Source organism: Herbiconiux sp. FW305-C-125, assembly GCF_058783455.1.
The window spans coordinates 1,175,151-1,199,291 of the sequence record NZ_JBYSYO010000001.1 but is presented as its reverse complement, the minus strand read 5'-3'; the positions used below and the strand labels follow the sequence as shown (position 1 = coordinate 1,199,291).

Genomic DNA, 24,141 nt, shown 5'->3' with positions numbered 1-24,141 from the left:
CGGGACGGGCTACGTTTGCCGACGCTACGCGCGGCGCATGGCCAGGTGGGGGGAGAGCCAGAAGGGGGGTAACCAACCGGCGATGTTCGACATGGGAAGGACGGACTCGTCGAGGGTGATGCCGAGGGTGGTCATGAAGTCGCGGCGGTGCTGGATGCGGGTCCAGGCATCCGGATAGCGTTCGGCCAGGGCGGAGCGCAGGGCGGCGTCGGCCAGGACGACGCCGTCTTCGATGTTGGAGGAGCCGTAGACGGTGCCGGTGGCGGGGATGATGTCGAGTTGGAGAGCCATACCGGAGCGGAACTCGACGGGTGAGCCGGGGGCGACGGGGGAGGAGGGCCACTCGTCCAGGTGGATGTGGTGGCCGGGGTTGAGATAGACACCGTAGAAGGGGTCGTCGAGGACGCCGTGGACGACGTCATGGATCTCGCCCGCTGTGACGCCGATGCGCATGGTCTCGTACCAGGCGACGGCCGCTGCGAAGTAGGGGGCGACGAGCGCGGTCACGTAGTCCTCGGCACCCGCCGGCAACTCGTCGGCCGAGGCGACGAGGAAGCCGCCGCGGGCCGAGTTGCTGCCCCAGTGCCCGAAGCCGGCGCTCATCGCATCGCCGGTCGCGAGCATCCGGCCGCTCGGGCTGGCCACACCGTACGCCGCCCGCTCCCCGCTCAGCAGGGTGGGGTGATAGGAGAACGGCAGCAGCGTCGCGCCGTAGAGAACGGATGCCTGCAGCTCGGTCATGCCCGGCGTCACACCGGTGATCATGCGTCGCAGCGACTCGGAGCTGTGGCAGGCCGCGAACTCGAACGCGGCGATCTGGTCGACGTCGTTGACGAGCCGCAGCCCGGTGCCGTGACCGGTGAACAGGCCGTTCGCGTTGCGGAGCTCGAACCCGGCGGCGCGCAGCTCGTCGACGATGAAGCTCGGCAGCTCGATCCAGGTCTCGGTGCCCGGGGCGTCCCAGAACTTCCAGCCGACCGTGCCGACGCGCGGAGTCGTGGCGGCCGAGAACCCGGCGAGCCCGAACGCGTCGGCGAGACTCAGCTGCTCGGGATCGGGTTGACCCACCAGACTGAACTTCGCGAACCGCAGCACGTCCACCTCGATCCCGGCGGCCGCTGCGTAGGCCACGCTTTCGTTGCCCACGAGCAGCACCGGGGTGCGGCCAGGGACGAGCAGGAGCAGCATCTCCTCCCAGCGCGGATCGAACCCGGTGAGGTACGCGATGTTCGCGAAGTGCTCGCGGTCGCCGTAGACGACCAGGGCGTCGAGCCCCGCGGTCGTCGCGGCATCGAGCGCCGCGACGACGCGCGCCTCGTAGGTGGCCGCGGGCACGACCGGTTGCTCGACGGGCAGCTCGTACACCGGTAGCTCGACGGCCGCGAGCTCGAACGCGGCGGCGTGGCTGTTGGCAGGGGCGATCGACATGGGTGTCCTGTGTTTCGGTGCGGTGCGGTGCGGTGCGGTGCGGGCGGTGGGGGGCGCGGCGTCAGCGCACGAAGGCGTCGACGCCGGCCTCCACCCGGGCGAGCAGGGTCTCGCGCTCGGCGCGGGGGAGGAACGTGGCCTCGGCAGCGGCGTACTCGGCCTCGGCGAACTCCGCCGGGCCCCAGCCGAACGCCGCCTCGATCGTGCGCATCTCGGCGCTGATCGAGGTGGTCGACATGCCGCGGTTGTCGGGGTTGACCGTCACGGTGAAGCCGAGTTCGCGCAGCAGGTCGATCGGATGGTTCGCCACACCGTCGACCACTCCGCCGGCGTTCGAGGTGACGCAGACCTCGAGCGGGATGCGCCGGTCGACCACCCATTGCGCGGTGCGGCCCAGCTCGAGCCTGGCCGTGCCGGCGGCGCGCGCCGCCGCGACCTCGCGCACCGCCGTGCGCACGCCGAGGGGGCGGCCGTTCAGCGTCACGTCCTCGATCACGCGCACGCCGTGGCCGAGCCGAAGCGCGTGGGCCAGGTGCACCGTCTCCCAAACACTGTGCTCGCCCTCGGCCTCGCCCGTGTGCAGGGTGAACGGGATGCCCTCGCGCTCGAGCAGCGTCGTGGCGTCGAGATGGTGGCGCACCGGGAATCCGTCTTCGGCTCCGGCCAGGTCGAACCCGGCCACGCTGCCGCCCCACTCGCCGTAGGTGTCGACCACGAGCCGGGCGATCTCGTAGCTGAGGGTCGAGGTGCGCATTCCGCAGATCAGCTGGCGGGCGCGGATCGACCCGCCCGCGGCGGCGACCAGCGCCTCGCCCTCGGCGAGGCCCGCAGCCACGGCCTCGACCGCGACGCGAAGCGGCAGGCCGCCCTGGATGTGCTTCTCCGGCGCCCACCGCGTCTCGCCGTAGATCACGCCGTCGGCCGCCGCTTCGAGCACCCACTCCCGCGCGACCCGCACGATCGACTCCTCGGTCTGCATGGCGCGGGTGGTGAGGCCGAACTTCTCGTCCCAGTTCTCGATCGTGGGCACGGTGATCTCGCCGGTGAACCACTTCGTGAGGGTGTCCGGGTCGTCGTAGGGCAGCGTGACACCCTGCGCGGCGGCGAGCTCGATCAGCGTCTCGGGCCGCAGCGACCCGTCGAGGTGGTCGTGCAGCGTGACCTTGGGGAACGCCGCGTAGGGTTCGGCGCTCTGCGACCAGCGCGGGTAGCCGGGGAACGTGGGCACGACGGGTGCGGGCACGTGCGCCTCCGCCCCGCTCACCGGAACGCCGCCAGGCCGAACGAGACCATGTTCTCGAAGGTCGCCTCGCGCTCGGACGCGGTCATCTCCGCGCCGGGGAGGTCGCTGACCGTGCCCACCATGAGCGCGTCGAAGCCCTCCTTGCGAGCGACGGCGTAGAGCCCGGCCGCCTCCATGTCGATGCCGATCGTGCCGTACTTCAGCAGGTTCGGAACGAGCGCGGTGTCGGGGTTGTAGAAGCTGTCGGTGGTGAACAGCGGGCCGACGTGCAGGCGCTTGCCGGTGGCCTCGCCGTGCTCGACGACCTTGCGCAGCAGGGCGAAATCCGGTGCGTGGCTGAGTGTCACCCCGGGCACCCACTCGCTGGTCATGGCCGAGTTGGTGTGGGCGGCGGAGGCCGCGATCACGTCGCCGAGCTCGAGGTAGGGCGCGATGCCGCCGATCGTGCCGACCCGCACGATGCGCTTGACGTCGAAGAAGCGTGCGAGCTCGGTGGAGTAGATCGCCATCGAGGGCATGCCCATGCCCGAGGCCAGCACCGAGACGGGCTTGCCGTTGAAGGTGCCGGTGTAGCCGAGGATGCCGCGCACCTCGGTGACGAGACGAGGTGCGTCGAAGAAGGTCTCGGCGATGAGCTTGGCGCGGCGCGGGTCGCCGGGCATGAGCACGTCGGGGGCGAAGTCGCCCGGTTCGGCGCCGATGTGGGGTGTTGCCATGGTGGTCCTCTCGAACGATGGATGGGACGGTCAGCGCACGTGGGACGGCGCGTAGCGCGCGAGCACGACGCGTTCGGCCCAGCTGACCAGGCTGTAGAAGATGAGCGAGACCGCGGTGAGGATGGCGGCTGCCGCCCAGAGCCCGGTGTAGTCGGAGTGCGCGCGCGAGCTCACGATGACGTGCCCGAGCCCGTCGCCGGTGGCGAGCCACTCGGCCAAGGTCGCGGCGAGCACGGCGGTGGGCGCGGCGATGCGCGCCGAGGCGAAGATCGCGGGCAGCGTGTAGGGCAGCTGCAGGCGCCAGAGCGTCGACCAGGTCGACGAGTCGTAACTGCGCATGAGCGTGAACGCATCCGCCGGCACCCGCTTCAGGCCGCCCTGGGTGTTGGCGAGGGTGGGGAAGAAGGTGACGATGGCGGTGATGGCCACCACGCCGCCGAGGCCCCGCCCGAGCGCGAGGATCAGCACCGGGATGAGCACGATGATCGGCACCGAGCGCAGCGCCACCGCGAGCGGCGTGAGCACCCGCTCGGCGACGGGGAAGGTGACGAAGGCCACGGCCATGCCGATGCCGATCACCAGGCCGGCGATGTAGCCCACACCCGCGTGCAGCAGCGTCACGTCGAGGGCGTCGAGCATCACCGCGCGGTTGGCCGCTGCATCCTCGGAGGCGAACAGGTAGGTGAACACGTCGACGGGGCTCTTGCCCACGAACGGGGACATGTCGAACACGATGAGGTAGGCCCACCAGGCGAGCAGGATGACCGCGATCGACCCGATCGTCCAGGCCACGGCGCTCGCGAGCCGCCCCGCCACCGAGCCCTGGCGAGGGGTCGAGACCTGCGGCGCGGTCGAGATGGAGGCCGACCACGGGGTGAGCCAGCGCCGCAGCAGGCCGAAGATGCCGTAAGGCACCGCGGCCATCACGGTGGCCAGCAGCGCCACCGACCAGACGCGGGCGAGGTCGAGCGACATCAGGCCGTTGATCAGCAGCACGCCGAGACCGGCCTTGGCGCCGATGAACTCGCCGAAGATCGCGCCGAGCACCGCCGCTGCCGCGCCGATCTGGAGGCCGGTGAGCATCGCGGGAACCCCCGAGGGCAGCCGCACGAACCGCAGTGCGCTGAGCCCGCGGCCACCCCAAGCCGTCACCATGGTGAGCGGGCCGCCGTCGGCGGAGCGGAGGCCGAGCATCGTGCCGACCAGTGTGGTGAAGAACACCGAGAGGGCGGCGAGCACCACCTTCGCGGTGTCGGGGTCGAAGGTGAGCTGCAGCAGCGGGTTCACCGCCACCAGCGGCAGGCAGAAGAGCGCCAGCGCGAGGCGGAGGAAGAGCGATTCGAACACCGGCACCTGCACGAACAGGATGGCCGCTGCGATGGCGGCGAGGTTGCCCCAGAACCAGCCGCGCACCGCGATCCAGGCCGTGGTGCTGAGCGCGCCCCAGTAGAGCTGGGGGTTCTCGATCAGGCTCCGGATGATGGCGGTCGGCGACGCGAGCACGCCGAGTTTCGTGAGCCACAGTTCGGCGGCCACCTCCCAGAGCACGAGCAGGACGAGGCTGACGACGACCGTCGTGACCCAGCCGCTGATCGCCGAGCGGCGCGACTCCCGGCCGGCCCGGGCGCGTTCGGTGGCGATCGCGGAGGCGCGGAGGGCGTCGCGGTCGCCGTCCGGCCCGGTGGCTCGGGAGCGACCGGCGGCGGCGGTCGTGGTCGTGGTCGTGGTCGTCGACATCGTCATGCCCCCGGCGTCGCCACGGCGGCGAGTTCGCCGTCGCTGCGCAGGTCGTTCTCGTCGTCGCGGTGGTCGCCGTCTTCGCCGCCGTCGGTGCCGGCGTGCAGCATCGCGCTCAGCTCGTCGCAGATCGCGTGGAACTCGGGGGTGGAGAGCAGCTCGCGGCGGCGCGGGCGCGGGAAGTCGAGGGTGAGGTCGCCGACGATGCGGCCCGGCCGGGGCGACATCACGATCACCCGGTCGGCGAGGAACGCGGCCTCGGAGATGGAGTGGGTGACGAGCAGGGCGGTTGCGGAGGTCGCGCTCCAGAGCTTCTGCAGCTCTTCGTTCATGCGTTGCCGGGTGATCTCGTCGAGCGCGCCGAACGGCTCGTCGAGCAGCAGGATCTCGGGCTCCGCGACGATCGCCCGCGCGATCGCGACCCGCTGGCGCATGCCGCCGGAGAGCTGGGCCGGCCGCGCATCCGCGAAGCCGTCGAGCCCCACCAGGCGGATGAGGTCGTCCACGCGCTGCTTCGGGATGGCGGTGCGCATGACCTGGCCGGGGAGACGGATGTTGTCGCGGACGCTCCGCCACGGCAACAGCGACGGGTCCTGCAACGCCAGGCCGAGCCGGTGCGCCTTGCGGATGGCGGTGGGGCTCTCGCCGTGGATGGTGACCTCACCGGCCGAGTAGGGCTCGAGGTCGGCCAGGATGCGCAGGATGGTCGACTTGCCGCATCCTGATGGCCCGAGCAGCGCCGTGAAGGAACCTTCCGGCACGGCGAGCGAGATGTCGTCGAGGGCGAGCACGTCGCTCTTCTTGGACGAGTACACCTTCGTGAGGTTGGTGAGGGTGAAACCTGAGCCGTTCACAGGGCCTCCGGGTGTCGTGGATGGAGTCCCTCCTCGCGACCCGTCGAAATCGGCCCTAAAACTGCTGAGGAAGGGCCAAAATCGACGGGTCGCGAGGAGTGGGAGGGTTACTCGATGGTGTTCTTGCCGCCGTAGACGTCTTCGAGCAACGAGGTGTCGAAGAGCGACTCGTCGACGCCGGTGATGCCGAGCGACTCGAGGGTGGCGATGTTCTTCTGGATGCCGTCGTCCGAGATCCAGAGGAGGCCGTGCTCCTTCGTCTCGTCGGTGACGAGGAGGTCCATCTGGAGCTCGGCCTGCTTGGTCTGCTCCTCGACGGTGAGGCCGCCGTCCTTCGCGTAGTCGTTGACGGTGAGGTCGACGGCTTCGGTGGGGTCGGCCACGTAGGCCTGCCAGCCCTCGATCTCGCCCTTGAGGAAGCCCTCGATGGCGGCCTTCTTGTCGGGGTCTTCGAGGGTCTCCTTCTTGACGGCGTAGACCTGGGCGTAGACGTCGAGGCCGTAGTCGGCGGTGAGGAAGACGGTGCCCTTCTTGCCGGTGGCCTCCTCGTAGGCGATGGGCTGCTCGGAGTAGAACACCCAGAGGCCGTCGACCTCGCCCGAGACGAGCGGGGCCACGTCGAAGCCGACCGGCACGCTCGTGACCTTCGAGGCGTCGACGTCGTTCGCGGCGACGATGGCGTCCTGCGCCGCTTCGTCGCCCGAGGGCACGCCGATCTTCATGCCCTCCATGGCCTTCGGGTCGGCGATGGGCTTGTCGGGGCTGGAGAGGATGGCCAGCGGGTTCTTCTGGAAGCCGGCCGCGACGATCACGAGGTCGGCGCCCTGCTCGTTGGCGCGGGCGACCGTGTCGGCGTTGCCCATGCCGATGTCGGCCTGGCCGGAGACCACGGCGGCCATCGAGTCGACGTCGGGACCGCCGGGGAGGATGTCGACGTCGACGCCGTTCTTCTCGTAGTACCCCTCCTTGTCGGCGACGTAGCTGCCGCCGAACTGCACGAGGGGGATCCACGAGGTCTGGAGGGTGAGCGGCGTGAGGGCGTCGCTGCCGCCGTCGGCGGTGCTGCCGCTCGACGACGACGCGCAGCCGGCGAGCAGGGCGACCGAGGCGGCGAGGGCCGTGGCGGTGGCGGCGGCGCGGATGCCGCGGCGGCCGGTGATGCGGAAGGTCATCTGTTCTCCTTGGGGCGATCGGGATGGTGCCGGAAGAGGGATGCGCAAAGCAAACCGTTTTGCATCTTGGTGTGCGCACGACAATACGGGTCGTCTGTTTCCAATCGATTTCGCCCTGTTACCTCCGTGTAAAGCCCCGGCAATCCGGATGATCACTGATTGCAAGACGTTTTGCGTTGTCCGCTACTCTGAACCGGTGGATGACGCCGCCCCCAAACCCTGGACCATGCAGCAGATCGCTGCTGCCGCCGGCGTGAGCGTCACCACCGTGTCGCACACCCTCTCGGGCAAGCGGCCGGTCAGCACCCAGACGGCGTTGCGCATCCGGAGCCTCATCGACCAGTTCGGCTATGTTCCGGATGCGGGGGCGCGCCGCCTCAAATCGGGTCGCAGCGGCATGATCGGGCTCGCGGTCCCCGACATCTCGCACTGGTACTTCGGGCGCATCGCCCGTGGGGTCGAGGAGATGGCCAACGAGTACGACTACGGGCTGATCATCTGCAGCACCTCGAACTCCGATCCGCGTCGCGAGAAGCGGTACTTCAATCTGCTGCGCACCCGGTCGATCGAAGGGCTCATCTACACGGCCAGTCGCGAGATCGGGCCCACGGACGAGCTGATGAGCATCTCGGCGTCGGCCTCACCCATCGTGTTGGCCGACGAAGTGGTGTCCGGTCTCGAGCGTGTTCCGTCGGTGACGTCGCTGAACTCGGCCGGGGCGCGGGAGCTGGGCCGGCACGTGCGCGAGCTCGGCCACCGGCGGGCAGTGATCGTGGCCGGGTTCGAGGGGCTTCGGTCGACGATCGAGCGCGTCGCGGGCATCCGGGAGTCGTTTCCCGATGCGGTGGTGGTGTACGGCGACTTCGAGGTGCAGTCGGGCTATGACCGGGTCGACGAGCTGCTCGCCCGGGGAGTGGAGTTCACCGCGGTCTTCGCGTGCAACGACTACATGGCCGTCGGCGCCATGCGGCGGTTGCACGAGGCGGGTCTGCGCGTGCCCGACGACGTGTCGGTGGTCGGCTTCGACGACATCGACATCGCGGGCGTGATCACGCCGGGCTTGACCACGGTGCGGCAGGACATGCTCGAGATCGGCCGCCGTTCGGCGCGCCTCCTGCTCGAGTCGCTCGCCGCGGGCACCATGCGGGGCATCGAGTCGGTGACCCTGCCGGTGGAGCTCGTGGTGCGCGGTTCCACGGCTCCGCCGCCCGCATCCTGACGTCGCCTCGTTCCCGCCCATCGGCGCGTTCGGCGCTCGATCGCCGCGAGAGGCGCAGCTCGCGTTGCGCCATAACCGATTATCGATTATCGTAAGTGCCGTGCCACGGAGGTCGTGCGCAAGAGAGGATCAACGATGATCGACAAGCGAAAATTGGTCGCCGTCGGCGCGCTCGCGGCAGTCGGCCTTGGGCTGGCCGGCTGCGCCACCGGTGGTGGCGACGAAGGCGATGGCAAGCAGACCGTCAGCCTGCTGGTGAACGTCACCCCCAACCTCACCGAGGAGTGGTGGAATGACCTGGTGAAGCCGTTCGAGGACGCGAATCCCGACATCGACGTCACCATCCAGAACCCGGGTGCGGAGGGTGTCGCCGCCGCGGTGCCGCGTCTGCTCGCGGCCGGCGAGGCGCCCGACGTGGTCGAGTCGCTCCCGCCGTCGACCGAACTCGCGCCGGAGCTCGTCGACCTCTCGCAATACGACTGGGCGACCGAAGCGCCCCTCGCCGAGCAGTACACGATCGACGGCAAGTACTACATGGCCGGCATCGGCCTGCAGGTGCAGAGCCTGTGGTTCTACAACAAGGACGCGTTCGCCGCGGCCGGCATCACCGAGACGCCGACCACGGTGGAGGAGCTGGGCGCCGACCTGGCGAAGCTGAAGGAGGCGGGCTGGACGGGCATCCAGACCGGCGGCGACTGGATGTCGAGCTACGCGCTCCAGACCGTCGGGCTCCCCACGGTCATCGCCGACAACCCCGACTGGTACCAGAAGATGAGCGCGGGGGAGCTCACCTTCAGCAAGACCTACGGCGACTCGGTGAAGGAGTACGCCGACTGGATCGCGAAGGGCTACGTCAACGACGACGCGCTCGGCATCAAGTACACCGACGCCGAGCAGAACTTCCTCGACGGCAAGGCGGCGCTCTACCCGATGGGCAGCTGGTTCGTGGCGAGCGAAGCTGCGGCGACCGACCCGGCGAACATCGGCGTGTTCCGTGCGCCGGCGTTCGAGGGCACCGACCAGCCGGCCATGGGGGCGAACATCGCGAGCCCCTACGTGATCATGAAGGAATCGAAGCACCAGGATGCCGCAGCGAAGCTGGTGGAGTACCTCGTCACCGACAAGGACGCCATCCTCAACCAGTTGAAGGTCGACGGCAACTACCGGGCCGGCTACGACTACGAGATGGGCGACCTCGGCACCGAGCTGCTCGACATCGTGACGAACACGCCGGATGACGCATACACCCCGACCGGGCAGGGCTACGGTGAGCGCACGCTGCCGACCGGCTACTCGACCGAGATCAACGCACAGACCCAGGCGCTGCTCGGCGGCACCTCGGCCGACGACGTCGACAAGGCGATGGACGACTGGTTCACCGCGAACGTCGGTTGAGACCGGCCCCGTGCTGACCGACAACGCTCCGTCCGCCACCGTGCGGGCCGCCGTCATCGACACCGGCAGCCGCCGTCGCCCCAGCGTGCGCTGGGGCGACCGGCTGGCCGGCCTCGCGATGGCGGCGCCCGCGGTGGTCGTGTTCGTGGCCATGTTCATCGTGCCGATGATCCTGGCGTTCGTGCTGAGCCTCACCGACTGGAACGGGTACAGCCTCCGCTTCGACTTCATCGGGCTCGAGAACTACCGGTTCGCGTTCCGCAACCCGCGCACCATCGACGCGGCCGTCTTCACCGCCGTGATCGCCGTGGTCGGCACGATCCTCTGCAACGCCCTGGGCCTGGCGCTCGCCGCGCTGGTCTCGGCGCCGGGCCGGGCGAACACCGTGCTGCGCACGATCTTCTTCTACCCCTACATCATCAGCGCCCTGATCATCGGGTTCCTCTGGTCGGCGCTGCTCGCGCCGCACGGCGCCGTGAACGGAGTGCTCGCCGGCCTCGGTGCGGGGCCCGTGCCGTTCCTCACCGACCCGGCGTTCGCGAAGGCCACCGTCATCCTCACGATCGTGTGGGCGCACTTCGGCTTCAACATGATCCTCTACATCGCGGGCATCAAGTCGGTGCCCACCGAGTTCTACGAGGCCGCGACCGTCGACGGTGCGAGCCGGTGGCAGCAGTTCCGCAGCATCACCGTGCCGATGATCGCTCCGGTGGTGACGGTGAACCTGGTGCTCACCCTGGTGGGCCTGCTGAAGGTCTACGACGTGGTGCTCGCGCTCACCGACGGCGGCCCCGCCGCCTCCACCCAGACCATCGTCTACCAGATCCTCAAGGACTCCTTCGCCCAGTCGCGGCTCGGCCTCGGTGCCGCGCAGTCCGTGGTGCTGCTGGTCATCACCGCGGCCATCGGGCTCGCCGTGACCTTCGCCCGCCGGGGCGCCGAGCGGAAAGTGACCGACTGATGAGCACGTCGTTGCAGGACACCCCCAATCTCGGCGCCGAGGCGCTGCTGGCCCAACCCGGCGACGCTCCGCGAGCGACTCGGCGGCGCGGCGGCAGGCCCGCCAGCGAGCGCCGGTCCCCGGTCGCGGCCATCGTGCGGTGGATCGCGCTCGGTGCGACCGCCCTCGTCATGCTGATCCCGTTGTACGTGCTCGTGATCAGCGCTTTCAAGCCGCAGGAGGAGATCGTGCGGCATCCGCTCGAGATCTCCCCGACGACCTTCACCCTGGAGTTCCTCGGCAACGCGGTGACGAGCAGCAAGTTCAACGTCATCGCCGCCTACGGCATCACCGTGCTCTTCGTGGTGCTGGTGAACCTGTTCTGCATCCTGCTCTCCGCCCCGGTCGCCTATGTGATCGCGCGCGGGCGCCGCAAGTGGCACCTGGCGCTGCTGCTCCTGTTCGTGTCGGGCCTGTTCATCCCGGGCCAGGTGACCCTCATCCCCGTGGTCTTCGTGCTGCGTGTGCTCGGTCTCATCAACACCATCCCGGGCTTCATCCTGTTCGAGACCGCGGCCACCCTGCCGGTGACGATCTTCTTGTTCACCGCCTACCTGCGCACCGTGCCACGGGACATCGACGAAGCGGCCGCCCTCGACGGCGCCGGGCGCATCCGCACCTTCTGGGCGTGCATCTTCCCCATCATGCGGCCGGTGGTGGCGACCGTGATCGTGCTCAACTCGATCGGCGTCTGGAACGACTTCGTGAGCCCGCAGATCATCCTCGGGCCCGGTTCCGGCATCTACACCGTCACCACCGGGGTGTACGCGGCGGTGGGCGAGTTCTCGACCGACTACACCGTGGTCTTCCCGACCCTGCTGCTGGCCATCGCGCCGATCGTCATCTTCTTCATCATCATGCAACGACACATCATCGGCGGCCTGGTCGCCGGGGCGACGAAGGGCTGAGCGCGTGGACACGATCACCGGAGTGCCGCTGGATGCGGTGCCGGCCTGGGCCGTGCTGCAGCGCCATCTGTTCGCCACCATCGAGGACGCCTGGCGCCTGTTCTCCGCGCGGTACACCGGCCCTGACGGCGGGATCGTCTTCCCGGCCGTGTTCACCGACCGCGACGGGGTCGACGACCTCTACGAGCCGTTCTTCAACTGGCCGGCGTTCTACCTGCTCGGCGGCAGCGACGAGGTGCTCGCCGCGGCCAAGCGGCACTGGGCGGGTGTCACAGCACAGCTCGAGGCGGCCGGGATGCTCACGGGGGAGTACGAGAACGGCTACGACTGGTTCCACCAGGGCGAGTCGCTGCTGTTCTTCTACGGTCTGTGCACCGCCGACCCGGCCGACCCGGCGTTCGGGAGCCGGGCGCGGCGGTTCGCCGAGCTCTACACCGACCCGGCGAACGGCAACTACGACCCGGAGCACAACATCATCCGCTCGCCGCACAACGGCGCCCTGGGCGCCCGGCCCGGCCTCAACGACGCCGTGCAGCCGTACTCGGCGGCGCTGGCCGAGATGGAGCGGTACGGCTTGCCCCTGGAGTTCGTGCCCGGCATCGAGCGCTGGGCCGACCTGGCCGAGCCGACCGCGGCGCAGGCGATGGGGGAGGCGATGCAGCGGGCGGCCGCCGGCGACGTGGTGGTGAACCTCGCCGCGACCGGTGTGGTGACCAACCGCTGGCTGTACGACGGCGATCCCGCCTCGGCGGCCTGGGTCGAGCGCTACGTCGGCGGCTGGGCGGAACGCGCCCGGGCCAACGGCGGTCTGGTGCCCGACAGCGTGGCACCCGACGGCACGGCCGGCGGCCTGCACGACGGCCGCTGGTTCGGGGGCCACTACGGCTGGACCTGGCCGCACGGCCTCCCGTCGGTCGGCATGGCGACGGTCGTCTCGGGGCTGAACGCCGCCCTGGTGTCGGGTGACGACGGCTATCTCGACATGGCCCGGCAGGTGCTCGACACCGTGCTCGAGCACGCGGTCGTCGCATCCGTGGCGGAGACCCCCTACAGCTTGAAGGGCGGCTGGGCGGCCCGCCTGGGCGCGGAGATCGACCAGCCCGCCCTGCTGGTGCCGCACCGCTACGGGCGGGACGGCTGGTTCGACTTCGCGCCGATGCCGCTCGAGCTGCCGACCTGGCTGTGGTGGTGGTCGCGCAGCGACGAGGATCGTGCGCGTCTCGACCGGGTGCGGGCGGGGCGGCCGCGCCTGGAGCCCGCCGTCAAGGCGTTCCGCGACAAGGCGGAGGCCGGCCACGAGTCGCCCTGGCTCGACTACCTCGACGGGCAGCTGCCCGACTACCCCGAACGCGCGCTCGAGATGGCGCTCGGCCAGGTGGCGCGCCGGGTGGCCCTGATCGAGTCGGACGACAGCGACCCGGCCACGGTGCACCTCCACTTCTGGCAGCGGGTGAACCCGGTCGTCACCGAGGTACTCACCCAGCTCGTCTCGGGCGCCCCTCAGATGCTCTACAACGGCGGTCTGCCGTTCACGGCCGTCGACTACGACGACGTGGAGCGCTCGCGGCCGGGCCTGCCGCCGGATGTCGCGGCGCTCGTGACGGGGCTCGGCGCCGGCAGGATCGCGCTGAAGCTCGTCAACACCTCCGCGACGCACACCCGCCGGGTGGCCGTGCGGCCCTCCCGACTCGGCCGCGCGCGACTCGTCGGCGTGCGCTACGGCGCCGAGACCGGGCTCGACTACCCCGGTGCGAGCACCGCCTACGCCGCCGCCCGCGGCCTCGTGACCGACGAGCACCTCAGCACCGCCGGGGACGCGATCGAAGTCGTGCTGCCGCCGGCCCACGAACTCCGGCTGGAGCTGCTCACCGCCCCGTCGACGGCCAGGGCGCGGCATCGAGCCGCGACCGCCGCCGCCGACCCCGCCGACCAGAACGACCACACGAAGGAATCAGCATGACGACCATCCCCGGTGCCCTCCCGCACCCCGACTTCGCTCTCCCCGTGCGCGGTGCGGCCTACCGTCGCACCGACGCCGAGACGATCGCCGGCTTCGACACCATCACCTCGGCGACGGCGTGTGCGAAGCTGCACGGCATGGGCATCTCCCGCTCGTACGTCGACGGGCCGGTTCCGCTCACCCCCGGGCAGCGGATCGTCGGCTCGGCCATCACCCTGCAGTTCATGCCCCAGCGGGAGGATCTCGCCTCCGGGCTCGGCCAGGAGTACGTCGAGCGCCACACCGCGCTCTGGGCGGTGCTCGAGCAGGTGCAGCCGGGCGACGTACTCGTCATCCAGGCCTACGGCAGCCGGTTCTCGGGCTGCATCGGCGACATCCTCGCGCGGTACTTCCTGCGCAAGGGCGGTGCCGGAATCGTGGTCGACGGGCGCATCCGCGACGCGGCGCGCATCCGTCAGCTCGGCCTGCCGGTCTGGTCGACCGGCACCACCCCGCACTACGCCTCTCAGACCGAGCTGTTCCCGTGGGCCTACGACGTGCCCGTCGCGGTCGGCGGTGCCCTGTGCATGCCGGGCGACGTGGTGATCGCCGACGACGACGGGCCCGTGATCGTGCCGCAGGCGATGTCGGGCGACGTGATCGAGGCCGCCCGCGACCACGAGGAGTGGGAGACCTTCAGCCGCCTGCGCCTCGACGAGGGTGCGCGGCTCAGCGACTACTACCCCCTCACCCCCGACACGCGAGAGGAGTTCGAGGCGTGGCGTTCCGAGCAGGCGTTCGCCCTCTGACGGCGACCATCGGCGCCTCCGAGACGTTCGGCCTCGGCTGCGCGCCGATCGGCAACCTCTACCACGACGTGGCGGAGGATGCCGCCGACGCCACCGTGGCCGCGGCGCTCGGCCGGGGCATCCGCTTCTTCGACACCGCTCCGCACTACGGCGCCGGGGTCAGCGAACGCCGGCTGGGCCGAGCGCTCGCCCGCGCCGGCGTCGACCGGGACACCGTCTCGATCGCCACGAAGGTGGGCCGGATGATCGTGGACGCCGACCGCGAGCCGATCGCCGTCGGCGGCACCGGGGTCGACACCGTCGGCGATCTCAGCGCCGACGGGGTGCTGCGGAGTGTCGAGGGCAGTCTGCTGCGCCTCGGCACCGACCGCATCGATCTGCTCCACCTGCACGATCCCGCCGACGTCGACGAGGCCCTCCGGGGTGCCATCCCGGCGCTCGTGCGCCTCCGCGACGAGGGCGTCGTGCGGGCGATCGGCGCCGGGATGGTGTGGCCCGAGCCGCTCACGCGCCTGGTTCGCGAGGCCGATCTCGATGTCGTGATGATCGCCGGCCGCGTCACCCTGCTCGACCACACGGGGGAGGCATCCCTGCTGCCCACGGCTGCGGAACGGGGGGTCGGCGTGATCGCCGCCGGGGTGTTCAACTCGGGTATCCTCGCCGACCCGGTCGGCAGCCCCTACTTCGACTACCGCGAGGCGTCGGCGGAGCTGCGCAGCCGCGCACTGCGGTTGCAGGATGCCTGCGAGCGGCACGGCGTGCGGCTCGCCGACGCGGCGGCTCGCTACCCGCTGCGGGCGCCCGCGGTCGAGGCCGTGGTGGTCGGCGCGCGCACTCCCGCCGAGGTGGACGCGTTCGCCGCGGCCGAGACCGCGGCGATCCCCGAGGAGCTGTGGGCGGAACTGGCCGCGCTGTGACCGAGCCGGCCGGCGCGATCGACGCGCACGTGCACCTCTGGGATCTCGACCGGGTCGCCCTGTCGTGGTTCCGGCCCGATCTGGGACTGCCGGCCGTCGCCGACGCCGAGGCGCTCGCCGCTCAGGCCGGTGCGGTCGTGACGCCGATCGGGCCGATTCAGGGTGCGATCGCCGTACAAGCCGCCGACACGCCGGAGGAGGCGGCCTGGCTGCTGGGCCGGCGGCATCCGCTGCTCGACGCCGTCGTGCTGCAGTACGACCCCGGCGATGCGTCGGGGTCGACACCGGCCCTGGCGGGCGGGGTACGGGGCATCCGGGTCGCGGTTCCCGATCGCCGCGCCGACCTGGGCGACGTGGCCGGGCTCGACCCGCTGAGCGAGCGGATGGCGTCGCACGGCGCGGTCGTGGAGCTGCTGGTGCGCGTCGAGCAGCTTCCGGCGGCGGCTCTGCTGGCCGCACGGCATCCGCGTACGACCTTCGTGCTCTGCCACCTCGGGCTCGGCGCCGGCGAGCCCGACTCCGCCTGGGAGTCGGGCGTTCGCGATGTCGCGCGGCGCCCGAACGTCGCCGCCAAGGTGTCCGGCGTCGTCACAGCGCAACCGGACGGCGGGCGACTGCGCCGGTCGCTCGCGGTGGCCGTCGATGCGTTCGGCTCGGGCCGGCTCCTGTTCGGCAGCGACTGGCCGATGTCGGCTCGTGTCGCACCCTACGAGGCCGTCGTCGACGGCATCGCGGATGCTCTGCCGCCGCTCGGGGAGCGCGGGGCGGCCGCGTTCTGGGGCGGCACCGCGCGGGAGCTCTACCGGCTCTGATCCGTCCCCGGTTCCTCGAGCAGGGTGCCCGAGGCGTGGGCGCGGAACAGTGCCGACGCGGCCTCCGGATCGTCCCCGTCGAGCCGGTCGAGCAGTGCCCGGTGCCACTCGGCCACCTCGTGCCAGTCGCCCTCGAAGCTCGGGTCGCCGAGCACGTGCATGGAGCGGAGCCCGGGCTCGACGATGTCCCACATCCGTGGCAGGTAGCTGTTGCCGCTGGCTTCCACCACGCTGCGGTGGAAGGTGAAGTCGAGTTCGCGGAAGGCGTCGAGGTCGCCCGAGTCGGCAGCGGCGTGCATCTGTTCGATCAACTCGGTGAGCCGGGCCCGGCTGGCGGGCGTCAGCGTTCCGCAGGCGAGCCGTCCGGCGATCGCCTCGAGTTCGGCGCGGGCGGCCCTGGCCTGCACGAACTCCTCCTCGGAGTAGCTCGCCACGAAGTTGCCGAGGTGCCGCACGTGCGACACCAGGCCCTCGTGCGCGAGCTGCTTGAGGGCGTCGCGCACCGGCGCCTGGCTGACCTGCATGCGCTTGGCGAGCTGGGACTCGACGAGCTGCTCGCCCGGCGGAAGGGTGCCCTCTTTGATCATCGACTTCATCAGCTCGTAGATCTGATCGGACAGCAGTCCGCGCTTCAGCCCGGCGAGCGAGGTGAACGGGTCGCTCATGATTGCCCTTCGATCGACCGGATGCGATTCGCCCAGCATAATCGATAATCGCTGGATCGGGGACGCAAGCGGGGCGGAAACCGCGACGCTGCGCGATCCCCGCCCCGCTTCAGGCGCGTCAGGGCCGCGCACCCGCCGTCCACGCCGGCGCGCCGTACTGGAACGCGCCGAGACTCGGCGTCGGATCGGTCGATCCGTCGTTCACCCCGGGCAACGGCACCGCGGCGTTGCGAGCGGGAGATCCCGCCTGCAACCGGTAGTCGTGCGCCGCCGCATCCACGAACAGCGGATCTTCGGTGATGAGGTTGTTCGACAGCACGAGCCCGCCGTCGGTCGCCCCGGCGAGACCGGTGATCGGGCCGATGTTGTTCGAGATGATCGTGCCCGTCGACTGGCCGGCCTCCTTCACGTAGAACAGGGTCATGCCGCCCGTGTTGTTGTAGACCAGGTTGTCGTGCGACCCGGTGCCGAGGCCGTTGAGCTCGACCGTGCCCTCATGGTTCCCCCAGCCGACGTTGTTGTCGATCTGGATGTCGCTCATCCCGTTGTCCGCGTAGATCCCCGAGATGCCGAACGGGTACACGCCGCCGGCCCGCGGAGTCGGGTCGTGCAGCACGTTGTGGTCGATGCGCGTGCCCTCCATGTAGGCCGAGCAGCAGGTGTAGATCGCGGCGGTGTCGACGCTCAAGGTGGCGTGCCCGGAGATGTCGTTGTAGGCGATCCGGTCCGGCCCGGCGGTCGTTCCCGCGACCCCGTTCCACTGCAGGTTGATGCCGCTGCGGCCCGACCGCGCCATCGTGTTGTGGGTCACGGTCTGGCTGTGGCCCTGCACGGCGACCGCCGCGGCATAGGTGCCGGCGTAGTCCACGTCGGTGATGACGTTGTCGATCGCCGTGTTGCCGTACCCGCCGAGGGAGATGCCGTTGCCCGCGCTGTACTGCAGGTGGCTGTTCTTCACGGTGTTGCCCGTGCCCTTGATGATGATGCCGCTCGTGGTGACGCCGCGGGTGACGTTCGCGCCGCAGTCGGTGGCGCCCTGCGTGACGTCCCAGTAGTGGCTGAGGTAGCGGCCGTCGATGCCGTCGAGCACCACGCCCGTGCTGGTGTCCCCGGTGCGGATGGTGGCGCCGAAGACCCCGATGCCGGTCACGTGCACGTTGCTGACCCCGGAGAGGTCGAAGGCGAGATCGCGCACCTTGGCTTCGATCACGTGATCGGCAGGATCGTCGTCGCTGTAGACGTAGAGCCGCCCGGCCGCTGCGTCGTAGAAGTAGGAGCCCGGATGCCCGAGCTCCCCGATCTTGCCGGAGAGCCGGAACCAGGTATCGGTCGGCACGACCTTGTGCACGCAGGGCGGCGCGGTGGTGAGCGTGACCGAGCCGACCGCCGAACTCGCGACGGTGCCGGTCGCCGTGACGTACCAGTACGAGGTGAGGGCGCGGGCACCGTCCCAGTACCCGGCCGGGCGGGTGAGCGTCGAGTCGACGATCGTCGCATCCGCGGTTCCGCTGTCGGCGCGCTCGATCACCGGGTCGAGCAGGTCGGTGCCGGGGAACGGGAACGACGCCTCGATGTCCATGGTGCCGTCGGTGAAGATCTGTGCCTCGCCGCCGGCGTCGCCCAGATCGGCGGCGACGCTGTAGATCTTGCCGTCGGCGACCGCCGCGCTGAAGAGGGAGTCGTCGGCGAACGGGTCGGCGGCGATGACGGCAGCCAGCTGGGTCTCGTCCACGGGCGTGAAGCCGGTGAGCTCCTCGGTGCCGCTGACCACGACGTCGGCCCCCGGCGCGGCCGTGAAGGTGATGGGCGCCGTGCTGGTGCCCGAATTCGCCGGGGTCACCGTCTCCTCATAGGTTCCCGATCCGATCTCGCAGGTGTCGCCCGGCTGGGCCAGGTCGGCGCAGTCCTGGATGCTCGTGAGCGCCGTCTGGGGAGACCTGCCCTGGCCGACCCCGGACGCGTTCGCATCGACGTAGTACGTCTTGCCCGGACCAGTCGGATGGTGGCCAGGTGGCGGAGTCGCCAAGGCGGGTGACGCCGCCGTTCCGACCAGGAGGAGGGCGGCGGCGCCGGCCAGCCCGGCCCCGGCCAGGCCATGGCGAAGGCGGTTTCGTCTCGTGTACCCGAGCATCGTTGCTCCAATCGATAGTGAGTAATCGATAATGTACGAGTGTTGACGCGGCCGGTCAAGAGCCCCAGCCGGATCTGCGCCGGGCTCTACCAGCGCGTGGTGCTCAGAGTGCTGTCAGGCCAGCCGATGCGGCAGCTGCTCTCGCCCGGCGCGTTCTCGATCTCGAGCTCCGGGGTGTCCTGCGGAGCGGCTGCCCCGAGGAACACCGCCACCGCGACCTGATCGCCGACACCCACACCGTCGAATTCGGCCCAGGGCACGGCCGTCGTCTCGGCGAGGGGAGAGGTGCCGGACTCCTCGTGCAGGTGCAGATCCGCCACCCCCGCGAGCGGAATCAGCGCCGAGACCCGTCCGCCGCGCTCGGCGACGCAGCGGGCGCCGGGAGCGGCGGACACGGTGTCGTCGCGAGCGGGGCCGGCGACCGGCCATCCGCTCAGCCGCAGCCGCACCGGATGCGAGTCCTCGGGCCCGCCGCCCGGCACGCGCCGCACCACACGCACCTCCCAGGGCCCGCGCACGACGGAGGTCGTGCGCAGCACCGGCCCGGCCGTGACCGACCCGGCCCGGCCGGCGCCGAGATCGGGCGCGTCGGCGTCCGCACGCACCCAGTGGGTGCGGCTCGTGGAGGCCGCGACCGCCGCGATCCCGTCGTCGCGCACGAACTCGTACTCGAAACCCGAACGACTCGTCGAGCGGCCGGCCGCGTCGAGCGCTCCGACCGAGTTGTCGACGGGAGAGTCCAGGGTGCCACCGATGAGGGGCGGAATGGTCGCGGTGGAGTAGCCCAGGCGGGCGTACAGCGGGGCGTCGCTGGTGAACACCCCGGCGTCGCCGTGGTCGGTGCCGTGATTGACGACCCGCACGATCCCGTCTGCGCGGGTGCCGCTGACGACCCAGCCGGCAGGCCGGATCAGCCGCCGCACATCCCCGCGTTCCACGGGCAGCGGCTCCTCGACGGCGGTCCAGACCGGATGCCCGGCCGGGAGCGCGAGGCCGAGGAAGCCCTTCGCCGCCCAGTAGGGCGAACCCGAGCCCGAGTAGCTCTGCGCCATGGCGGGCCATTCCCCGAACAGGCCGACTGACAACAGCCCGCGGTCATCGATCGCTCCGCGCTCGACGAAGCCCTTGAGCATGCCGGATGCCGCGCGGCGGAGGAGCCCCATCGGCGCCCGGCTCGCGCCGGTGACGGCGCCGACCCAGAGCGGCGCCGCGGCGGCGAACCGATAGATCAGGCTGCGCCCCTGGAAGACGGGCATCCCGTCGCCGCCGATGAGCGCCAGGTGGTCGTCGAGGAACTCCGTGAGTCGCTCGCGGAACACCGGTGCGAGCTCGGTCGCGCCGAATCGGTCGGCGCCGTCCGACGCGGCCCACAGCAGCGGGTAGAACTGCATCGCCCATCCGCTGTACTGGTCGAACGCGCGCAGCGGACCGTCGCCGTACCAGCCGTCGCCGCGGTAGTAGGACTCGATCGTGGCGAGGTCGGCACGGATGCGCGCCGGGTCGTGCGGCCCGCCCACCGACGCGAGCAACGTCTCGATCGTCACGCGGAACCACAGCCAGTTGTTGTCGGGGTAGTGTCCGCCGGCCGCACCCGAGAACCAGTCGACGACGGAGCGCTGCGCGTCGGCCGGGAGGCGGTCCCACAGCCACGGGCGGGTCAGCTGCAGGCCGAGGGCGAGGGATGCGGCCTCCACCTTCGCCTGGGCCACCTCATCGGGCCGCGGCCAGCGCTCCGGATTCGCGGGGTCGCAGCCGGCCACGATGCCGTCCCGGTACCACTCGCCGAAGCCGAGTGGATCGGCGCCGCCCTCGCCGCTCAGCCGGAAGGCGTGGAGGAGGAAGGAGCGCGCGAAGCCCTCCAGGCCGTCGCTGTCCGCACCGCTGGAACTGGTGATGCCGGGCAGCCGCACGCGGGCGCGGGACGCGGAGAAGTGCGGGCGCAGGGAGAGCAGGAGGTGGTCGGCGACGGCGGCCCAATGACCGCGGCTCCAGCCGGTGAGAGGGGAGAGAGCCCGATCGTCCGGAGGCAGTTCGAGCCGAGTGCGGCCGGCCCCGGTCATCCGTTCGCCTCCTCGAGCAGGGCGCGGTCGATCGATGCCGGTGCCGACGACGGGCGCACGTGCAGTTCCGGCCCGAGCAGCACCCGGTACGGCGGGCGGCCCGGCGCGTCTTCGAGCCGCGCGATCAGGGTCGAGACGGCCTCCCGGCCCACGTACTCCTTCGGCGGCCGGACGGCGGTCACGGCCGGGTCGCCGAAGCGGGCGACGTCGTCGTCGTAGGCGACGAGCGCGAGATCGTGCGGCACGCGCAGCCCCCGGTCGATGGCGTGCTGCTGCAGCGCGATGGCCTGCGGATCGGGGAGCACGATCACCGCGGTGGTGCCCGTGCTCCGGAGGAGGTCGAGCGCCTCGTCCTTCGCGGCATCCTGCCCGGGCTCGTCGAACCGGATGCCGTCGAGAACGGCGACGTCGACCGGGAGGCCGAGTGACTCGAGCGCCGAGCGCCAGCCGAGGCGCAGCGCCGGGCCCGTCGGGTTACCTGCCTGCGTGAACAACCCGATGCGGGTGTGGCCCAGCTCGTGCAGGTGCTGCACGGCGAGGGCGGCGCCGACCGCGTGGTCGGTTCCGACGGAGTCGAGCCGCGCGGTCGCAGCCCCCGGCGGCACCTGCCGTTCGGCGAGCACCACGGGAACCGGGAGGGAGTCGAGCCAGCGCAGGGTGTCGAGTGCCGCTTCGCCCTCGGTGGCCGGTGCCACGATCAGGCCCTGCAGTCCCGGCGTCTTCAGCAGCGCCTCGACGTGACGCCGGTTGTCCCTCGGGTCGTAGGTCGACGCCCGCAGGAGCACGGATGCCCGCAGCCGGGCGGCCTGTGATCGCGCGCCGTTCACGATCGCCGGCCAGTAGTACTCGAGCGACGGCACCACCATGCCGATGGTGTGGCGCGGCGGCAGCCCGGCGGTGGACGGCCGGGCGCCGACGTCGAGCGTGCTGCGCAGCGTGGCGCCGCCGTGCACGCGGGTGAGCAGCCCCTGCTCGGCGAGGGCGTTGATGTCGCGTCGCACGGTGAGCGTGCTGACGTCGAGCCGCCGCGCGAGCGTCGTCACACTGACGGCGCCGTGCTCCCGCAGCTCGGCCAGGATGCGCTCGCGCCGCTGCACCGCGTAGACCGGTTCGGTGCCGCTCATCGGAGGAGCTCCACGACCGTCGTGAGGGTGCCCACCGCGGCGGGCACGGGGTACCTCAGCCGGGTCAGCCGGGCACCCCACACCGCGGCGAGCTCGGCGTCCTCGAGCGACCACTCCTCCGATTCCGGCACCAGCCCCTCGACGCGGACCGCGATGCTCCGGCCCTCGGTCGACACGATGACCCGGCCGGCCGAGAGCCGGACCTCGCCCGCCGCCACCAGCGTGATCCAGCCCGCCGGTGCGCTCGCCGCCGGGCGCAGACGCCAGCTGTCGGTGATCTCGACCCGCTCGGCCGAGGCGAGGCGGAACGACCGCCGCCATTCCTCGCCGGCGGCGAGCGGATAGGCGCCCGTCAGATCGAGTTCGAGCGGGGCGGCGGGCTCGGCGGTCTCGCCCGCGGTCGGGGCCGGGGCGGACGTGACTCGAGCGTCGTACGAGGAACCCTCGGCCTGTTCGAGCCCGTGCGGCGCCGGGGCGTTGTGCCAGGCGCTCTGCATGGCCCGGATGCCGTACCGTTCCGGGCCGAAGGTCTGGCGCGAGTAGGTGGGCTTCCCCACGTCGACGAGCAGTGGCCGCCCGTCGGCGGCCACGATGAACGAACCGAGGTCTTTGTGGTTGTGGCTCTCGCCGTTCGTGCCGCCTTTCGCGGCCAGGGTGAGGCCGCTCGGGTCGCCGGCCCGCGCGCGGCTCACGAACACCTGCGTGGAGGGCAGCCACACGGTGCGGGGGAGCGGTGGGGCCGCGGGCGTCGTGTCCCGCCACTCCGGGTCGAGGAGGGCCCGCGCCAGCCGCGGCAGGCCGCCCGCCACCGGGGCCACCACCTGCTGCGGGCGCCGCCCGCCGCGCGCCCAGTCGACGACGTCGCGGTCGCCCGTCCGCCGGCCCCAGCGGAACGCCAGCTGCCACGGTTCGCCGCCCCGGCTGCGCGCCCAGCCGTCGGCCATGTTCACCGACCACTCGTCGCCGAGCTGCATCCGCAGCGGGAACCGCAGCAGTTCCGGCACGAGCGGCAGGCCGGCCGGGTCGAGTTCGCCCGCGGTGAGTTCGCCGACGAGATCGAGCAGTTCGAGCATCCGGGCGGCGCCGTTCCACCAGTAGGCCACGCCCTCGTCGATGGCGCCGTCGGGCGGAAGGGTCGCCGCGTAGCGGTCGAGGCTCTCGAGTGCCCGCGCTGCCAGTCGCGCCAGCCGCACCGGGTCGTCGAGGAGCAGCACAGCGGCGAGCAGCAGGTTGCTGAGAATCCACGGGTTCCAGTTGTTGACCGTGCGCTCGTAGCCGAGCCACCAGAAGTCGTCGCGCGTCTCGAACGGGGTGAAGACGCGCAGTTCGGCCTCGTGCCGGATGCGCTCGCGGAGGCCCGGCCAGCGGCCGTCCCAGTGGGGGCCGAGGATGCGGTCGGCCACGGCGAGCTGGGCGGCGACCTCGCCGGCGCCGAGATCGAGGGCGGGACGGTCGGCGTCGGGCAGCACGAATCCGCGCCGGTCCAGGGCGTCGTCGTGGGCCGGCAGCGCCCACGAGCTCTGTTCGCAGAGCAGCAGGGCGCCGTCGGCGGCCTCGTCGAGCCAGTCGGCCGAAGCGGTGCCGGCTGCCAGTACGACTGCTCGGGTGAGCCGCTGCTGCCGCGCGGCCAGGGCGGCTTCGTACGACTGCCGGTCGCCGTCGCGGGCGAACCGGGCGCTGAGCGAGGCGGTGACGGCGGGCCATGGTCGGTCGCGCTCGGCCTCGGCCTCCTCGCGCAGTAACGCGAGCGTCGTCGCGTCGACGGCGGCCCAGGCCGAATCGGATGCTTCGGGGATGCCGCTGCGACGCCGCAACTCGGTCGAGCCCGCCCGGCTGAAGGAGTCGCGGAGGCGGGGTTCGCGCATCCGCTCGCCCCAGTGCTCGTGCAGCACGCCGGCGTAGCCGCCGGGTGCTGCCACGGTCGGTGATGCGGGGAGTGGCATGGCAACCTCCGTTGCTTCATGTGTGTTCATGTTCGAATCTGTTCGATTCGAGCGATTGGAGCGCGTCTG

19 protein-coding genes are annotated in these 24,141 nt (G+C 71.2%); 8 read left to right on the top strand and 11 right to left on the bottom strand.

Translation table 11 applies throughout. The annotated features are described in order from the left end of the window. Positions 1 to 24: 24 nt before the first annotated feature. The 6 genes from AC3WLB_RS06175 to AC3WLB_RS06150 all read right to left on the bottom strand — a co-directional run bounded on the left by AC3WLB_RS06175 (position 25) and on the right by AC3WLB_RS06150 (position 7,150). On the bottom strand, positions 25 to 1,428 hold the full coding sequence (locus AC3WLB_RS06175; RefSeq protein ID WP_492504214.1) for a M24 family metallopeptidase: 1,404 nt from the start codon (positions 1,426 to 1,428) through the stop codon (positions 25 to 27). Between the two features lie 61 nt (positions 1,429 to 1,489). Continuing rightward, the gene (locus AC3WLB_RS06170) at positions 1,490 to 2,671 is read right to left on the bottom strand and encodes an adenosine deaminase family protein (protein WP_492504211.1); all 1,182 of its coding nucleotides are present in this window, start codon (positions 2,669 to 2,671) and stop codon (positions 1,490 to 1,492) included. A gap of 17 nt (positions 2,672 to 2,688) precedes the next feature. After that, entirely contained in the window at positions 2,689 to 3,387 is a 699-nt protein-coding gene (locus AC3WLB_RS06165; RefSeq protein ID WP_492504209.1) for a purine-nucleoside phosphorylase, read from the bottom strand. Between the two features lie 30 nt (positions 3,388 to 3,417). Next, on the bottom strand, positions 3,418 to 5,130 hold the full coding sequence (locus tag AC3WLB_RS06160; protein ID WP_492504207.1) for an ABC transporter permease: 1,713 nt from the start codon (positions 5,128 to 5,130) through the stop codon (positions 3,418 to 3,420). Then, a complete protein-coding gene (locus tag AC3WLB_RS06155; protein ID WP_022895154.1) occupies positions 5,127 to 5,978 on the bottom strand; it encodes an ABC transporter ATP-binding protein in 852 nt (283 codons plus the stop codon). The genes AC3WLB_RS06160 and AC3WLB_RS06155 overlap by 4 nt, the downstream gene beginning before the upstream one ends. 107 nt (positions 5,979 to 6,085) lie before the next feature. Then, on the bottom strand, positions 6,086 to 7,150 hold the full coding sequence (locus AC3WLB_RS06150) for an ABC transporter substrate-binding protein (RefSeq protein ID WP_022895153.1): 1,065 nt from the start codon (positions 7,148 to 7,150) through the stop codon (positions 6,086 to 6,088). Positions 7,151 to 7,346: 196 nt separating this feature from the next. On the opposite strand from AC3WLB_RS06150, the gene AC3WLB_RS06145 reads away from it, so the two are divergent. From AC3WLB_RS06145 to AC3WLB_RS06110, 8 genes are all read left to right on the top strand, one after another. Next, positions 7,347 to 8,369 (top strand): substrate-binding domain-containing protein, encoded by a 1,023-nt coding sequence (locus AC3WLB_RS06145; protein ID WP_022895152.1) that lies wholly within the window; start codon positions 7,347 to 7,349, stop codon positions 8,367 to 8,369. Between the two features lie 135 nt (positions 8,370 to 8,504). Continuing rightward, on the top strand, positions 8,505 to 9,764 hold the full coding sequence (locus tag AC3WLB_RS06140) for an ABC transporter substrate-binding protein (RefSeq protein ID WP_022895151.1): 1,260 nt from the start codon (positions 8,505 to 8,507) through the stop codon (positions 9,762 to 9,764). Positions 9,765 to 9,774: 10 nt separating this feature from the next. Next, positions 9,775 to 10,725, top strand: coding sequence for an ABC transporter permease subunit (locus AC3WLB_RS06135; RefSeq protein WP_022895150.1), 951 nt, complete (start codon positions 9,775 to 9,777; stop codon positions 10,723 to 10,725). Then, positions 10,725 to 11,672 carry a carbohydrate ABC transporter permease gene (locus AC3WLB_RS06130; protein WP_492504204.1) on the top strand — a complete coding sequence of 316 codons (948 nt, stop codon included), beginning with the start codon at positions 10,725 to 10,727 and terminating at the stop codon, positions 11,670 to 11,672. Before AC3WLB_RS06135 ends, AC3WLB_RS06130 begins: the two co-directional genes overlap by 1 nt. Before the next feature lie 4 nt (positions 11,673 to 11,676). Next, on the top strand, positions 11,677 to 13,632 hold the full coding sequence (locus tag AC3WLB_RS06125; protein ID WP_492504202.1) for a DUF8034 domain-containing protein: 1,956 nt from the start codon (positions 11,677 to 11,679) through the stop codon (positions 13,630 to 13,632). Next, positions 13,629 to 14,420 carry an RraA family protein gene (locus AC3WLB_RS06120; protein WP_492504200.1) on the top strand — a complete coding sequence of 264 codons (792 nt, stop codon included), beginning with the start codon at positions 13,629 to 13,631 and terminating at the stop codon, positions 14,418 to 14,420. The genes AC3WLB_RS06125 and AC3WLB_RS06120 overlap by 4 nt, the downstream gene beginning before the upstream one ends. Beyond that, on the top strand, positions 14,390 to 15,337 hold the full coding sequence (locus tag AC3WLB_RS06115; protein WP_492504198.1) for an aldo/keto reductase: 948 nt from the start codon (positions 14,390 to 14,392) through the stop codon (positions 15,335 to 15,337). The genes AC3WLB_RS06120 and AC3WLB_RS06115 overlap by 31 nt, the downstream gene beginning before the upstream one ends. Beyond that, positions 15,334 to 16,149: an amidohydrolase family protein gene (locus AC3WLB_RS06110; RefSeq protein ID WP_492504196.1), complete on the top strand. Its 816-nt coding sequence runs from the start codon at positions 15,334 to 15,336 to the stop codon at positions 16,147 to 16,149. The genes AC3WLB_RS06115 and AC3WLB_RS06110 overlap by 4 nt, the downstream gene beginning before the upstream one ends. Here AC3WLB_RS06110 and AC3WLB_RS06105 read toward each other — a convergent pair. From AC3WLB_RS06105 to AC3WLB_RS06085, 5 genes are all read right to left on the bottom strand, one after another. Then, on the bottom strand, positions 16,137 to 16,814 hold the full coding sequence (locus tag AC3WLB_RS06105; protein WP_492504194.1) for a GntR family transcriptional regulator: 678 nt from the start codon (positions 16,812 to 16,814) through the stop codon (positions 16,137 to 16,139). The genes AC3WLB_RS06110 and AC3WLB_RS06105 overlap by 13 nt on opposite strands. Positions 16,815 to 16,932: 118 nt before the next feature. Continuing rightward, a complete protein-coding gene (locus AC3WLB_RS06100) occupies positions 16,933 to 18,945 on the bottom strand; it encodes a right-handed parallel beta-helix repeat-containing protein (RefSeq protein ID WP_492504192.1) in 2,013 nt (670 codons plus the stop codon). Positions 18,946 to 19,031: 86 nt separating this feature from the next. Then, positions 19,032 to 21,005 carry a DUF2264 domain-containing protein gene (locus AC3WLB_RS06095; protein WP_492504190.1) on the bottom strand — a complete coding sequence of 658 codons (1,974 nt, stop codon included), beginning with the start codon at positions 21,003 to 21,005 and terminating at the stop codon, positions 19,032 to 19,034. Then, positions 21,002 to 22,129: a LacI family DNA-binding transcriptional regulator gene (locus tag AC3WLB_RS06090; RefSeq protein WP_492504188.1), complete on the bottom strand. Its 1,128-nt coding sequence runs from the start codon at positions 22,127 to 22,129 to the stop codon at positions 21,002 to 21,004. Before AC3WLB_RS06090 ends, AC3WLB_RS06095 begins: the two co-directional genes overlap by 4 nt. Continuing rightward, complete coding sequence (locus tag AC3WLB_RS06085; RefSeq protein ID WP_492504186.1) at positions 22,126 to 24,072, bottom strand: heparinase II/III domain-containing protein; 1,947 nt, start codon at positions 24,070 to 24,072, stop codon at positions 22,126 to 22,128. The genes AC3WLB_RS06090 and AC3WLB_RS06085 overlap by 4 nt, the downstream gene beginning before the upstream one ends. Between the last annotated feature and the right edge of the window lie 69 nt (positions 24,073 to 24,141).